The 13,800-nt window shown below is 62.3% G+C and carries 14 protein-coding genes; 11 read left to right on the forward strand and 3 right to left on the reverse strand.

Annotation, left to right across the window (positions count from 1 at the left end; all coding sequences use genetic code 11):
* Positions 1-389 precede the first annotated feature (389 nt).
* From feaR to paaY, 3 genes are all read right to left on the reverse strand, one after another.
* Positions 390-1,304 carry a transcriptional regulator FeaR gene (feaR, locus tag AC3ITA_RS19530; RefSeq protein WP_095942574.1) on the reverse strand — a complete coding sequence of 305 codons (915 nt, stop codon included), beginning with the start codon at positions 1,302-1,304 and terminating at the stop codon, positions 390-392.
* Between the two features lie 101 nt (positions 1,305-1,405).
* Positions 1,406-2,329 carry a phenylacetic acid degradation operon negative regulatory protein PaaX gene (gene paaX / locus AC3ITA_RS19535; RefSeq protein ID WP_095942573.1) on the reverse strand — a complete coding sequence of 308 codons (924 nt, stop codon included), beginning with the start codon at positions 2,327-2,329 and terminating at the stop codon, positions 1,406-1,408.
* Positions 2,330-2,486: 157 nt separating this feature from the next.
* Positions 2,487-3,083, reverse strand: a complete 597-nt coding sequence (gene paaY / locus AC3ITA_RS19540) for a phenylacetic acid degradation protein PaaY (protein WP_095942572.1) — start codon at positions 3,081-3,083, stop codon at positions 2,487-2,489.
* 348 nt (positions 3,084-3,431) lie between these two features.
* Between paaY and paaF the strand changes: the two genes are divergently transcribed.
* The 11 genes from paaF to paaE all read left to right on the forward strand — a co-directional run bounded on the left by paaF (position 3,432) and on the right by paaE (position 13,767).
* Positions 3,432-4,205, forward strand: coding sequence for a 2,3-dehydroadipyl-CoA hydratase PaaF (gene paaF, locus AC3ITA_RS19545; protein ID WP_095942571.1), 774 nt, complete (start codon positions 3,432-3,434; stop codon positions 4,203-4,205).
* Positions 4,206-4,244: 39 nt separating this feature from the next.
* Positions 4,245-5,036, forward strand: coding sequence for a 2-(1,2-epoxy-1,2-dihydrophenyl)acetyl-CoA isomerase PaaG (gene paaG, locus AC3ITA_RS19550; RefSeq protein ID WP_414928522.1), 792 nt, complete (start codon positions 4,245-4,247; stop codon positions 5,034-5,036).
* Positions 5,037-5,039: 3 nt separating this feature from the next.
* Complete coding sequence (gene paaH / locus AC3ITA_RS19555) at positions 5,040-6,557, forward strand: 3-hydroxyacyl-CoA dehydrogenase PaaH (protein WP_489278233.1); 1,518 nt, start codon at positions 5,040-5,042, stop codon at positions 6,555-6,557.
* Positions 6,550-6,999: a hydroxyphenylacetyl-CoA thioesterase PaaI gene (paaI, locus tag AC3ITA_RS19560; protein ID WP_489278234.1), complete on the forward strand. Its 450-nt coding sequence runs from the start codon at positions 6,550-6,552 to the stop codon at positions 6,997-6,999. The genes paaH and paaI overlap by 8 nt, the downstream gene beginning before the upstream one ends.
* Entirely contained in the window at positions 6,992-8,203 is a 1,212-nt protein-coding gene (gene pcaF / locus AC3ITA_RS19565; RefSeq protein WP_489278235.1) for a 3-oxoadipyl-CoA thiolase, read from the forward strand. Before paaI ends, pcaF begins: the two co-directional genes overlap by 8 nt.
* Before the next feature lie 99 nt (positions 8,204-8,302).
* On the forward strand, positions 8,303-9,628 hold the full coding sequence (gene paaK / locus AC3ITA_RS19570) for a phenylacetate--CoA ligase PaaK (RefSeq protein WP_489278236.1): 1,326 nt from the start codon (positions 8,303-8,305) through the stop codon (positions 9,626-9,628).
* Positions 9,629-10,066: 438 nt separating this feature from the next.
* Positions 10,067-11,056 (forward strand): 1,2-phenylacetyl-CoA epoxidase subunit PaaA, encoded by a 990-nt coding sequence (gene paaA, locus AC3ITA_RS19575; protein ID WP_489278237.1) that lies wholly within the window; start codon positions 10,067-10,069, stop codon positions 11,054-11,056.
* Positions 11,057-11,084: 28 nt separating this feature from the next.
* Positions 11,085-11,366, forward strand: a complete 282-nt coding sequence (gene paaB, locus AC3ITA_RS19580; protein WP_007943393.1) for a 1,2-phenylacetyl-CoA epoxidase subunit PaaB — start codon at positions 11,085-11,087, stop codon at positions 11,364-11,366.
* An 8-nt stretch (positions 11,367-11,374) separates the two neighbouring features.
* Entirely contained in the window at positions 11,375-12,136 is a 762-nt protein-coding gene (gene paaC / locus AC3ITA_RS19585; RefSeq protein WP_489278238.1) for a 1,2-phenylacetyl-CoA epoxidase subunit PaaC, read from the forward strand.
* Positions 12,123-12,656, forward strand: coding sequence for a 1,2-phenylacetyl-CoA epoxidase subunit PaaD (gene paaD, locus AC3ITA_RS19590; RefSeq protein ID WP_489278239.1), 534 nt, complete (start codon positions 12,123-12,125; stop codon positions 12,654-12,656). The genes paaC and paaD overlap by 14 nt, the downstream gene beginning before the upstream one ends.
* Before the next feature lie 34 nt (positions 12,657-12,690).
* Positions 12,691-13,767, forward strand: a complete 1,077-nt coding sequence (gene paaE / locus AC3ITA_RS19595) for a 1,2-phenylacetyl-CoA epoxidase subunit PaaE (protein ID WP_489278240.1) — start codon at positions 12,691-12,693, stop codon at positions 13,765-13,767.
* Positions 13,768-13,800 lie beyond the last annotated feature (33 nt).

Below are 13,800 nucleotides of genomic sequence, written 5' to 3' on the forward strand. Positions count from 1 at the left end.
TGAGGTCCAGGGCAGGCAAAACAGTCCGGGGAGCCGAACGTTAATGACAGCAGGCAACGGTCACAAGTCGGCGCATTCCTGAAAAGGTGTAGGTCGAGTCCCGACATGGCGTAGTACCCGTCCGAGGACTAAACCTTAGGTGAAGCCTGAAGGGTCGGTTTCAGCGGGGCAGGATTTGGCAGGTACTGTTGAAACCTTGGAACTTCTTCGATGAAACGCCGACCTTGAACCTCAATTCACCGAAGTAATCGGGTCGAACGCAATACCTGTAGGAGCGAGCCTGCTCGCGAAGATCTCAAGGACACCGCGTTTCTCCAGAATTCGCGCGTTATCGTTGACGACCATCGCGAGCAGGCTCGCTCCTACAAGATTGACCGGTGTTCAAACAATCATGCATACCGCTTGCGATACTCTCCCGGCGCAATGCCGAAGCGCGATTTGAACGCGGTGGAGAAGTAGCTCGAATCGGAAAACCCCCACGAATACCCCAGCACCGACAACTTCTCGTCCCTGCCTGACCGACGCAGGGATTCGGCGCACAGGTCCAGGCGACGGTTCTTGATGTAGCGCGCCACCACCAATCCCTTCTTGGCAAACATGCGGTACAGGCCGCGGGTGGACATGCCGACTTCCCGCGCCAGCCATTCCGGGCACAGGTCTTCGGAGCGAATGTTTTCGTCGATGCAGGTGAGCGTCTTGCGGAAAATGCGCTCGTGGGAATCGGTGCAGTCGTCGGTCTGGCTGATCGCCGGGCGCAGCAGGCTGACAATCGCCTCCAGGGTCGCTTCGCTTTCCTGGCGGGTCAGGTGCTGCTGGCGGGTGGCATCAAGGATCAGCCGGTGCGAGAGCATCGCAATGGGCGAGGTCGCGGCAATCCGGTGGCCGCACTTGACCTGATTGAAGCGCAGGGTTTGTTCGACCAGTTGATACGGCAGGATCAGCGACAACTGCCGGGAGTTTTCGCCGTAGGTGAAGTCGCTGGGCCGCGCGGCATCGATCAGCGTGATGTCGCCGGGGGACAGCAAGACCTTGTCGTCGCCTTGGGCCATGCCCGCCGTGCCGTCGAGCTGGAACACCGCAAAATACTTGCCACCCTCGCCCGCCGCGACTTCCTGGGGCGTACGGTACAGCCGCGCCTGGCACGCGTCGACGAAACTGAGCTTGAGCGCATCGCTCTGGTATTCGCGGATACGCCCGGCAAATTCGCTGCCCAGGGGTTGTGCGTTGAAGGCGCCACAGATCTGGTTGATCTGATGGATCCACTGGTCGAACCCATCATGGCGCTGTGCTGTTGTAGAAATCATGTCAGGCCTCACGCAGGCTTATTTTTATTGTCTACGTCAATCCACACGACATCGGATGCTTCGAGTCTCCTGAACCGCACCATTCCCTGAACAATGACGTGCTATTTCAGTCCGCCAAAACGCCGATAGAAGCTTTCACCCACATCCGGCAACGGGCCGTCGGCCGTTTCCAGCGCGGCGTTCAGCCATTCTTCGGCCTTGGCATAGATCAAACGGTAAATATTACGGCACAACTGCCGGGCCGCACGGCCTTCCCAATCGCCGGGCAACAATTCGTCCGGCAGCTGCGGGTCGCGCAGCAGCAGTTTGCGGTATTCATGAATAAGCAGGATCCGCGCCAGGAAGCAGTCGGACGGTTGCAGGTTTTCCTGCTCGCGAAGCGCCTGCCAGAGCGGCCGGAACAGCTGAATGAACTCGCTGTAGTGCGCCGCCAGCTCCTCGATGTTCCAGCTCTCGCGCACCTGCAGGCGCAGGGCCTTGGAGGCCAGTACGTCCTGGGCGGTGGTTTCGAAGACGATGGTGTCTTCCTGGGCGCCGAGGTCGAGCAGCGTCGCGTTGACATCAGAGCGGTCACTGCGCGGACAAGCCAGCACCACCGGCGAGATCGCACCAAAACCTTGCCACTCCAGCTCCTCGCGCACCTGTTTGCGTTTGTCCTGTGTCAGCTGCGAGAGCATCACCAGGCACCAGGAACCATCCCAGGCCGGCATCGTGGTGCTGTAGACCCGCTTGAAGGCCTTGTCGAAACGCCGGCGACCGGTGCCAGTCAGGCTGTAATAGCTACGACGACCGACTTTTTCGGCGGTCAGCCAGCCTTCCTTGGTCAGGCGAAAAATCGAGGTGCGGATCAGTCGTTCGTTGATGCCGATGGGCTCGAGCAACTGAATCAGGCTGCCCAGCCAGACGGTGCCGCCATGGGGTTCGATGGCATCCCCGTACAACGTGATGATCAAGGAACTGGCGCGGATTGGCGTCTGTTCCTGGAAGCGGGTAATCAGATGGTTCAAGGGAGTCAGGGACGACATGGGCGTTCCGTGCGAAAAAAGAAAAGGAATATACCGAAAGCCAACCGGTTAAGCCCAACCCCTTGTAGGAGCCAGCCTGCTGGCGATGGTGTGTCAGTCAACGCCAAGGTAGTTGACCCACCTTCGCCAGCAGGCTGGCTCCTACAAGGGGCCGTGTTCACAAGGCACTGCCTTTCGGGCGCAACCCGCTGTCACTGATACGCGGGCGATCCGGCTCCGGTTCGCTCAGTGGATCGCAGACCTGCATCTGCGTCAGACAACGCTGGGCCAGTTGCTGATATTCCCGGGTGCCGGCCTGTTTCCACGCCACTTCCTGATCGCTGAGGCTGCGCTTGACGCTGGCCGGTGCACCCATGACCAGCGACTGCTCCGGGCATTCGAAGCCGGCCTTGACGAACGCCGCCGCCGAAACGAATGAACGCGGGCCGATCCGGGCGTTGTCCATGACCACCGCATTCATGCCCACCAGCGCATCGGCGCCGATCCGGCAACCGTGCAGCACAGCGCCGTGGCCGATGTGGCCGTTGCGTTCGACCACGGTGTCGCTGTCGGGGAAACCGTGCATCACGCAGGTGTCCTGCAGGTTGGCGCCCTCCTCCAGCACGATCCGCCCGAAATCTCCACGCAGGCTGGCCAGCGGACCGACATAGCAATGGGGGCCGATGATCACGTCACCGATCAATACGGCGGACGGGTGCACATAAGCGCTCGGGTCAACCACCGGAGTCAGGCCATCAAGGCTGTAGCAGGTCATGAACGCGTCCCTCACAAAGCGATGCAAATAATTACTAATTTTGTATCACATCAGTTTTAACAGTACAAAGACTAAAAACCGTATCACTTTAAATGCACCTTTCCGACGAATGCCAACGCGTCTCTAAAATCGCCGCCAAACCCAATGTTTTCTAGAAAAAACCCGCCATCAGCCCCCCTTCGGCAGGAAGCCTGAAAATCGAAACACTCACAAATAAGACACATTAAATCTATTTTCGTATTGCATTTACGTATCACGTTATAGCTATACTTGGGCAAAACCGGCCCCCGCGGCCGATCCAATAACGAGCCGGCACCACGCCGAGCGTGCACCGTGAGAGCATCCGCCATGCCTCTGACCCTTGCCGTCGAATTGATCGAGCCTGGCGTCCGTCTGATTACACTGCAGCGCCCGCAAGCCCTGAACGCCTTGACCACCGAGTTGCTGGGCGAACTGGCCGCCGAACTGAGCATTGCGCAAGCCGACCCCGACACCCGCGCCGTGGTCCTCACCGGCAGCCGCAAGGCCTTCGCCGCCGGCGCCGACATCAAGGAAATGGCCGAACGAAATCTGGTCGGGATCCTCGACGACCCGCGCCAGGCCTCGTGGCAAACCATTACCCGCTTCAGCAAACCGCTGATCGCCGCCGTCAACGGCTTCGCCCTCGGCGGTGGCTGCGAACTGGCGATGCACGCCGACATCATCATTGCCGGTGAAGACGCCCGTTTCGGCCAGCCGGAAATCAACCTCGGGATCATGCCTGGCGCCGGTGGCACCCAACGCCTGCTGCGCGCCGTCGGCAAATCCATGGCCATGCAGATGGTGCTGACCGGCGAGCCGATCGACGCCCGCCAGGCCCAGCGCGCCGGCCTGGTCAGCGACGTCACCCAACCGGAACTCACCGTCGAGCGCGCCCTGCACATCGCCCGCAGCATCGCGGCCAAGGCACCGCTGGCGGTGCGCCTGGCCAAAGAGTCGCTGCTCAAGGCCATGGACACCGACCTGGCCAGCGGCCTGCGTTTCGAGCGCCACGCCTTCACCGTGCTGTCCGGCACCCGCGACCGCGACGAAGGCATTGCCGCCTTCCAGGAAAAGCGCACGCCGACCTTCACCGGCCAGTAACCACTGAATTCGAACGACTGCCAAGAGAACGCCAAGACCATGAACTTCGAACACATCCTGTTTTCCATCGACGCCGGCGTCGCCCTGCTCAGCCTCAATCGGCCAGACCAGCTCAACAGCTTCAACACCCAGATGCATGGCGAAGTGAAGGAAGCACTCAAGCAAGTGCGGCAAAACCCGGACGTGCGCGTGTTGTTGCTGACCGGTGAAGGCCGCGGCTTCTGCGCCGGGCAGGACCTGAGCGACCGCAATGTCGCGCCGGGCAGCGCCGTGCCGGATCTGGGCGAGTCCATCGAGAGGTTCTACAATCCGTTGATCCGTCAGTTGCGCGACCTGCCGCTGCCAGTGATCTGCGCGGTCAACGGCGTCGCCGCAGGGGCCGGTGCCAACATTCCGCTGGCCTGCGACCTGGTATTGGCCGCGCGTTCGGCGAGTTTCATCCAGGCGTTCTGCAAGATCGGCTTGATCCCTGATTCCGGCGGCACCTGGACCCTGCCGCGCCTTGTCGGCATGGCTCGAGCGAAGGCCCTGACCCTGCTCGGCAACCGCCTGAGCGCCGAACAAGCCGAGCAATGGGGCTTGATCTACCAGTGTGTGGACGACGCCGATTTGCGCGACGAAGCCTTGAAACTGGCCCGCCACCTGGCGACCCAGCCGACCTACGGCCTGGCGCTGATCAAACGCAGCCTCAACGCCAGCCTGAGCAACAGCTTCGACGAACAGCTTGAGCTGGAAAAAGACCTGCAGCGCCTGGCCGGGCGCAGCGAGGACTACCGCGAAGGCGTCGGCGCCTTCATGGAAAAACGCACCCCAAGCTTCAAGGGACGCTGAGTCATGACCGCACTGAACACCAACGCACGCATCGCCGTGATCGGCGCCGGGGCCATGGGTGCCGGTATCGCCCAGGTCGCGGCCCAGGTCGGCCATCCGGTATTGCTGCTGGACAATCGTCCCGGCGCTGCCGCTCAAGCGATTGAAGGCATCGACCGCCAACTGGGCAAGCGGGTCGAGAACGGCAAACTGTCCGCCGACTTGCGCAGCGCGACGATTGCCCGCCTGCAAGCGGTAGAAGCCATCGAGACCCTGGCCGACTGCGATCTGATCATCGAAGCCATCGTCGAGAACCTCGAGGTCAAACGCGCGCTGTTCCGTCAGCTCGAAGGCATCTGCGGCACGCATTGCATCCTCGCCAGCAACACCTCGTCGCTATCGATCACCAGCATCGCCGCACAGCTTGATCATCCACAACGCCTGCTCGGCCTGCACTTCTTCAACCCGGCGCCGGTGATGGCGTTGGTGGAAATCGTCTCCGGCCTGGCCAGCGATCCAACACTCGCCGAGTGCCTGTACGACACCGCCAAGGCCTGGGGCAAAAAACCGGTGCACACCCGTTCGACGCCGGGTTTCATCGTCAACCGCGTGGCCCGGCCGTTCTACGCCGAGAGCCTGCGGATGCTGCAGGAAGGCGCGGCCGACTGCCCGACACTGGATGCGTTGATGCGCGAGGCTGGCGGTTTCGCCATGGGCGCGTTCGAGCTGACGGATTTGATCGGCCATGACGTCAACTACGCCGTAACCTGCTCGGTGTTTGACGCTTACTACCAGGACACGCGCTTCCTGCCGTCGTTGATCCAGAAAGAACGGGTGGACGGCGGGCGTTTGGGACGCAAGAGCGGTCGGGGTTTCTATAGCTACGCCCAAGGTGCGGAGCGCCCGCACGCCGCTGAAATCAGCAGCGATGCGAAGGTCGAGGTTTGTGCTGTGGAAGGCGACCTCGGTATCGCTAAAGGCTTGCTCGCACGCTTGCATGAACAAGGCGTCGAGATCATCCAGCGCGACGGCCAAGGTTTGCTGCGGGTCGGTGATGCCGTGCTGGCCCTGAGCGACGGGCGCATGGCCTGCCAGAGGGCTCACGAAGACGGGCTGCGCAACCTGATCCTGCTGGACCTGGTGTTCGATTACGGCAATGCCAAACGCATCGCCATCAGCCATGCGGCAGGCATTGATCCGCAGGCACTCGAACAAGGCATTGCCCTGCTGCAACGGGCCGGCCTGAAGGTCAGCCTGCTCAGCGACAGCCCCGCCCTCGCCGTCCTGCGCACCGTGGCCATGCTCGCCAACGAAGCCGCCGACGCCCTGCTGCAAGGCGTGGCCTCGGCCGCCGACATCGACCTGGCCATGCGCGCCGGGGTCAATTATCCGCAAGGGCCGCTGGCCTGGGCCGATGCCATTGGCCTGTCGCACATTCTTGAAACGCTGGAAAACCTGCAAGCCAGTTATGGCGAAGAACGCTACCGGCCGTCGCTGCTGCTGCGCCGCCACGTCGCCGAAGGGAGAAACTTCCATGACTAACCACGAATCCATGACCCTGGCCAGTGAATGCGCGCAATCGCTGTTCCAGCGCGACGCCGCCAGCCAGGCCATGGGCATGCGCCTGCTCTCGGCCGGCCCCGGCTGCGCGCGAGTGGGCATGACAGTGCGCGCCGACATGGTCCAGGGCCACGGCACGTGCCACGGCGGCTACCTGTTCGCCCTGGCCGACTCGGCATTCGCCTTTGCCTGCAACAGCTACAACGAAGCCACCGTGGCCATCGGTTGCAGCATCGACTACATCGCCCCGGCACGCCTGGGCGACACGCTGAACGCCGACTGCATCGAGCAGAGCCGCTCCGGTCGCACCGGCAACTATGACGTGCGCATCGAAAACCAGCAGGGCCAGTTGATCGCCCTGTTCCACGGCAAATCCTACAAAGTGCGCGGCCCGGTGCTGACGCAGGAGACCCCCAATGAATGACGCCCTGATCATCGACGCCGTCCGCACCCCGATTGGCCGTTACGCCGGTGTCTTGAGCAGCGTGCGCGCCGACGACCTCGGCGCGGTACCGTTGCGCGAACTGCTGCGCCGCCACCCGCAAGTCGACTGGAACACGGTCGACGACGTGATCTACGGCTGCGCCAACCAGGCCGGCGAAGACAACCGCAACGTCGCGCGTATGTCGGCGCTGCTGGCCGGGTTACCGGTCAGCGTGCCGGGCACCACCCTCAATCGCTTGTGCGGCTCCGGGCTGGATGCCATCGGCACCGCCGCTCGCGCCATTCGCAGCGGCGAAACCGGGCTGATGCTGGTCGGTGGCGTTGAATCCATGTCCCGCGCGCCGCTGGTGATGGGCAAGGCCGAGCAGGCGTTTTCCCGTGCCGCCGAGATTTTCGACACCACCATCGGCTGGCGCTTCGTCAATCCGCTGATGAAAAAGGCCTACGGCATCGACTCCATGCCGGAAACGGCAGAGAACGTCGCCGAACAGTTCAACATCTCCCGGGCCGACCAGGATGCCTTCGCCCTGCGCAGCCAGCAACGCGCCGCGGCCGCCCAAGCCAATGGGCGCCTGGCCAAAGAAATCGTTGCGGTGGAAATTCCCCAGCGCAAAGGCCCGGCCAAAGTGGTCGAGCACGACGAACACCCACGCGGCGACACCACCCTTGAACAGCTGGCCAAACTCGGCACGCCGTTCCGCGAAGGCGGCAGCATCACCGCCGGCAACGCCTCCGGGGTCAACGACGGGGCCTGTGCGCTGTTGCTGGCCAGCCCGGAAGTCGCCAAGCGCCACGGCCTGACCGCCCGTGCCCGGGTCGTGGCCATGGCCACCGCCGGCGTTGAACCACGGATCATGGGCATCGGCCCGGTGCCTGCCACCCGCAAGGTACTGGAGGTGGCCAACCTGAGCCTGGCCGACATGGACGTGATCGAGCTCAACGAAGCCTTCGCCGCACAAGGCCTGGCGGTGCTGCGCGAACTGGGCCTGAGCGACACCGACCCGCGGGTCAACCCCAACGGCGGCGCCATCGCCCTGGGCCATCCGCTGGGCATGAGCGGCGCCCGCTTGGTCACCACCGCCCTGCATGAACTTGAGGAACGCAATGGCCGCTACGCCCTGTGCACCATGTGCATCGGCGTTGGCCAGGGGATCGCGCTGATCATCGAGCGTCTATCCCACTAAAGAATCGCGATTCCCAAGGAGCCGAGAGGTATCCTTGGGGCATGCACTCAAAGCCCTTGTGCAAAAGGGCTGGAACACAAAAACAATTCGAGTGAACACATGAACATGCCAATTGCCAAAGCCGTGCTGGACCCTGTGCTGGACCCGCTGGAAACCGCCAGCATCGACGAGCTGCGCCAGCATCAGCTGGAGCGCCTGCGCTGGAGTCTGAACCACGCCTACAACAACGTGCCGCTGTACCGTCAGCGTTTCGATGCGCTGGGCGTGCACCCGGACGACATCAAGTCCCTCGACGACCTGGCGAAATTCCCCTTCACCACCAAGTCCGACCTGCGAGACAACTACCCCTACGGCATGTTTGCCGTGCCGATGCACGACATCGTGCGCCTGCACGCCTCCAGCGGCACCACCGGCAAACCCACCGTGGTCGGCTACACCCAGAACGACATCGACACCTGGGCCAACGTGGTGGCGCGCTCGATCCGCGCCGCCGGTGGCCACCGTGGCGACAAGGTGCACATTTCCTACGGCTACGGCCTGTTCACCGGCGGCCTCGGCGCGCACTACGGTGCCGAACGCCTGGGTTGCACGGTGATCCCGATGTCCGGTGGCCAGACCGAAAAACAAGTGCAACTGATCAAGGATTTCCAGCCGGACATCATCATGGTCACGCCGTCCTACATGCTCAACATCGCCGACGAAATCGAGCGCCAGGGCATCGACCCACACAAACTGGCCCTGCGCCTGGGCATCTTCGGCGCCGAGCCGTGGACCGCCGAACTGCGCAGCGCCATCGAGAACCGCCTGGGCATTACTGCGCTGGACATTTACGGTCTCTCGGAAATCATGGGGCCGGGTGTCGCCATGGAATGCGCGGAAACCAAGGACGGCCCGACCATCTGGGAAGACCACTTCTACCCGGAAATCATCGACCCGGTCACCGGCGAAGTGCTGCCGGACGGGCAGATGGGCGAACTGGTGTTCACCTCGCTCAGCAAAGAAGCCTTGCCGATGATCCGCTACCGCACCCGCGACCTGACGCGCCTGCTACCGGGCACCGCACGGCCAATGCGGCGCATCGACAAGATCACCGGGCGCAGCGATGACATGCTGATCATCCGCGGGGTCAACGTGTTTCCGACGCAGATCGAGGAGCAGGTTCTCAAAGTTAAACAACTTGCCGAGTGCTATGAGATCCATCTGTATCGCAATGGCAACCTGGACAGTGTTGATGTGCATGTCGAGTTGAAGGCTGAGCATCAGCACCTGAGTGATGAACAGCAGAAGGCTGTTTGCGGGGAGTTGAGCAAGCACATCAAGACGTATATCGGGATCAGTTCGCGGATTGTTTTGCAGCCGCTTCATTCGATCAAGCGATCGGAAGGCAAGGCTTGCCACGTGGTGGATAAACGTCCGAAAGCATGACCTCCCAAAGCATGACTGCTGCACCCCTTATGGCCCCGCTTTTGCGGGGCTTTTTTTTGGGTTTTGGGTGCACACCCATCAGCTTTTCTGTGGGAGCGAGCCTACTCGCGATGGAGGTCAACGATGACGCGCGCTGTCTGGAGGTATGCGTTGTCTGGAGGTTTTTCGCGAGCAGGCTCGCTCCTACAGTTGATCCGAGTATGCCTGTAAGGGATTGGTTGGCTGTCAGGCCGTCTTCGCGGGCAGGCTCGCCCCCACAGGTGGCCGTTACCGCAGGAATGGATATGCGCACCGACCATCCTGCCCCCCAAAAACAGCCCCCCACCCAAAGCGATACAAAAAACAAATACGACACGTCATTTTGTGTTTGATATTAAATTCTGTATCGCTTATAAAGTTCCCCATGCCCCAGAACAGATTCAAGGCGGGAACTCAAAAATGTACGCACAGCTCGTAGAAACCGGCGTCAAGCGCATCAAGGACCTCTCGGAAATGTCCGAACAGGAACGCGCATTCCAGGAAAAAATCGATTCAGAAATCAAGATCGAAGCCAAGAACTGGATGCCAGATGCCTACCGCCAGACCCTGATCCGGCAGATCTCCCAACACGCCCACTCCGAAATCGTCGGCATGCTGCCCGAAGGCAACTGGGTCACCCGCGCACCAAGCCTCAAACGCAAACTGCAACTGATGGCCAAGATCCAGGACGAAGCCGGCCACGGCCTGTACCTGTACAGCGCCATGGAAACCCTGGGCGCCGACCGCGATGAAGAAATCGCCAAACTGCACAGCGGCAAGGCCAAGTACTCGAGCATCTTCAATTACCCGACGCTGAACTGGGCTGACATGGGCGCGGTGGGCTGGTTGGTGGATGGTGCGGCGATCGTCAATCAGGTGGTACTGCAGCGCACCTCTTACGGTCCGTACTCGCGGGCGATGATCCGCATCTGCAAGGAAGAGAGCTTCCACCAGCGCCAGGGCTACGAAATTCTCCTGACCATGATGCGTCACGGTACTCAGGCGCAAAAAGACATGGTCCAGGACGCGATCAACCGACTGTGGTGGCCGTCGCTGATGATGTTCGGCCCGAGCGACGAACACTCGCCGAACAGTGCCCAGTCCATGGCCTGGAAAATCAAGCGCCAGAGCAACGACGAACTGCGCCAGCGCTTCATCGACCAGACCATCCCGCAGCTGGAACTGCTGGGCTGCACCTGCCCCGACCCGGACCTGAAATGGAACGCCGAACGCGGTCACTACGACTTCGGCGAAATCCAGTGGAACGAATTCTACGAAGTGCTCAAGGGCAACGGCCCGTGCAACCAGGAACGCGTCGCCACCCGCCGCAAGGCGATGGAAGACGGTGCCTGGGTCCGTGAAGCCGCCGTCGCCCACGCCCGCAAAAAACAAAACAAGAACGCCGCCTGATCCGGCCACCTGATGTGGAGTAACTGAAATGTCCGAGTGGACCCTCTTCGAAGTCTTCGTGCGCAGCAAGCACGGCCTCAACCACAAGCACGTCGGCAGCGTGCATGCCGCCGATACCACCATGGCCATCGAGAACGCGCGCGAGCTTTACACCCGTCGCAGCGAAGGCGTGAGCCTGTGGGTGGTGCCTTCGGCATTGATCACCGCCTCGTCGCCGGATGAAAAAGACCCGCTGTTCGACCCGTCGGACGACAAGGTCTACCGCCACGCCAGCTTCTACGAGCTGCCGGCCGAAGTCGGGCACATGTGAGGTCGACCATGAATAACAAGACCGATCTGATCGAATACCTGCTGCGCCTCGGCGACAGCGCCCTGATCCAGGGCCAGCGCCTGTGCCAATGGTGCGGCAAGGCCCCGGCGCTGGAAGAAGAGCTGGCGCTGATGAACGTCGGCCTGGACCTGGTGGGCCAGGCGCGCAACTGGCTGGAATACGCCGCCGAACTGCTGGACGACGGTCGCGACGCCGATCACCTGGCGTTCCGTCGTGACGAGCGCGCTTATCGCAACCTGCTGCTGGTGGAACAACCCAACGGCGACTTCGCGGTGACCATGCTCAAGCAGTTCCTCTATGACGCCTGGCATTTGCCGGTGCTGCAGGGCCTGAGCCAGTCCAGCGACGAACGCATTGCCGGGATCGCCGCCAAGGCGGTGAAGGAAGTGACCTATCACCTGCGCCGCTCCGGCGAGTGGATCGAGCGTATGGGTGACGGCACCGAGGAAAGCCACAAGCGCATGCTCGCGGCGATTCCCGAGGTCTGGCGCTTCACCGTTGAACTGATCGCCTTTGATGCCAGCGAGCAACGCCTCTGCAAAGCCGGCATCACCCCGGACATCGCCAGCGTGGCCGCTCAGTGGCAGGCCAGGGTCGAGCTGATTTTCACCAGCGCCACCCTGCCCGTTCCCGCGGCGCCGAACTACTTCTACCTGAATGCGCGCAAGGGCCTGCACACCGAACACCTGGGCATCCTGCTGGCCGAAATGCAGTTCCTGCCACGAGCGTACCCCGATGCAACCTGGTGAGCTGATCGCCAGCGACCTCGGCGCCCGGCCGGCACAACCGACCGACCTGGCTGCCGCGTGGGCGATTCTGGCAGAGGTCATGGACCCGGAAGTGCCGGTGGTCAGCGTGGTTGACCTGGGTATCGTCCGCGATCTGGATTGGCAGGCCGGTCACCTTCACGTGGTGGTCACGCCGACCTACTCCGGCTGCCCGGCCACCGAAGTGATCGAGAGCGACATCCGCGAAGCCCTGGAACTGGCTGGATTCAAGGCGCCGCAATTGGAGCGCAAGTTGACCCCGGCCTGGACCACCGACTGGATCAGCGACAGCGGCCGCGAACGCCTGCGGGCCTATGGCATCGCGCCGCCCGAGGGCAGCACCAGCAAGCGCAGCCTGCTCGGCAAAAGCCCGCAGGTTGTGTGCCCGCAATGCGGCAGCGCCCACACCGAGGTCCTCAGCCAGTTCGGCTCCACCGCGTGCAAGGCGCTGTACCGCTGCGTCGAGTGCCGGGAACCGTTCGACTATTTCAAGTGCATCTGAGCGGCGAATCGGCCGTCCCAGCTGGAGAACAACAATGAGCAAATTTCACAGCCTGACCATCAAGGACGTGCGCACCGAGACCCGTGACGCGGTGTCCATCGCCTTCGAGATTCCGCAGCACTTGCAGGACAGCTTCCACTTTACCCAAGGCCAGCACCTGGTGATGCGCACCCAACTGGACGGCGAAGAAGTACGCCGCTCCTATTCGATCTGCACCGGGGTCAACGACGGTGAACTGCGTGTCGCCATCAAACGTGTGGCGGGTGGGCGCTTCTCGGCGTTTGCCAACGAACAGCTGAAAGCCGGGCACACCCTGGAAGTGATGCCACCGGCCGGGCACTTCTGCGTCGAGCTCGACCCGGCGCGCCATGGCAATTACCTGGCCGTGGCCGCAGGCAGCGGCATCACGCCGATCCTGTCGATCATCAAGACCACCCTGCAAACCGAGCCCCACAGCCGCGTCACCCTGCTGTACGGCAACCGTTCCAGCTCCGGCGCATTGTTTCGCGAGCAGCTGGAAGACCTGAAAAACCGCTACCTGCAACGCCTGAACCTGATCTTCGTGTTCAGCCGCGAGCAGCAGGACGTCGACCTGTACAACGGCCGGATCAACGCCGAGAAATGCGAGCAACTGTTCAGCCGCTGGCTCGACGTCAAGGCCCTCGACGCCGCCTTCATCTGCGGCCCGCAGGAAATGACCGAGACCGTGCGCGACAGCCTCAAGGCCAAGGGCATGCAACCAGAGCGCATCCATTTCGAACTGTTCGCCGCCGCCGGCAGCGAGCAAAAACGCGCCGCCCGTGAAGCCGCCCGCCAGGTGGATGCGGCGGTCAGCCAGATCACCGTGATCAGCGACGGCCGCGCCCTGGCGTTCGACCTGCCGCGCAACAGCCAGAGCATCCTCGAAGCGGGTAACGAGCAAGGTGCGGAACTGCCCTACTCGTGCAAGGCCGGCGTGTGCTCGACCTGCAAGTGCAAGGTCATCGAAGGCGAAGTGGAAATGGACAGCAACCACGCCCTGGAAGACTACGAAGTGGCGGCCGGTTATGTGCTGTCGTGCCAGGCGTTCCCGGTCAGCGACAAGGTAGTGCTGGATTTCGATCAGCTCTGAATCAACACAAAACCCTTGCAGGAGCGAGCCTGC

The sequence above is a fragment of the Pseudomonas sp. GL_090 genome, assembly GCF_057837765.1.

Bases quoted from the DNA above. Each gene is read 5' to 3' on its own strand.
- feaR (WP_095942574.1), bottom strand. From the start codon at position 1,304: ATGATTTCTACAACAGCACAGCGCCATGATGGGTTCGACCAGTGGATC.
- paaX (WP_095942573.1), bottom strand. From the start codon at position 2,329: ATGTCGTCCCTGACTCCCTTGAACCATCTGATTACCCGCTTCCAGGAA.
- paaY (WP_095942572.1), bottom strand. From the start codon at position 3,083: ATGACCTGCTACAGCCTTGATGGCCTGACTCCGGTGGTTGACCCGAGC.
- paaF (WP_095942571.1), top strand. From the start codon at position 3,432: ATGCCTCTGACCCTTGCCGTCGAATTGATCGAGCCTGGCGTCCGTCTG.
- paaG (WP_414928522.1), top strand. From the start codon at position 4,245: ATGAACTTCGAACACATCCTGTTTTCCATCGACGCCGGCGTCGCCCTG.
- paaH (WP_489278233.1), top strand. From the start codon at position 5,040: ATGACCGCACTGAACACCAACGCACGCATCGCCGTGATCGGCGCCGGG.
- paaI (WP_489278234.1), top strand. From the start codon at position 6,550: ATGACTAACCACGAATCCATGACCCTGGCCAGTGAATGCGCGCAATCG.
- pcaF (WP_489278235.1), top strand. From the start codon at position 6,992: ATGAATGACGCCCTGATCATCGACGCCGTCCGCACCCCGATTGGCCGT.
- paaK (WP_489278236.1), top strand. From the start codon at position 8,303: ATGAACATGCCAATTGCCAAAGCCGTGCTGGACCCTGTGCTGGACCCG.
- paaA (WP_489278237.1), top strand. From the start codon at position 10,067: ATGTACGCACAGCTCGTAGAAACCGGCGTCAAGCGCATCAAGGACCTC.
- paaB (WP_007943393.1), top strand. From the start codon at position 11,085: ATGTCCGAGTGGACCCTCTTCGAAGTCTTCGTGCGCAGCAAGCACGGC.
- paaC (WP_489278238.1), top strand. From the start codon at position 11,375: ATGAATAACAAGACCGATCTGATCGAATACCTGCTGCGCCTCGGCGAC.
- paaD (WP_489278239.1), top strand. From the start codon at position 12,123: ATGCAACCTGGTGAGCTGATCGCCAGCGACCTCGGCGCCCGGCCGGCA.
- paaE (WP_489278240.1), top strand. From the start codon at position 12,691: ATGAGCAAATTTCACAGCCTGACCATCAAGGACGTGCGCACCGAGACC.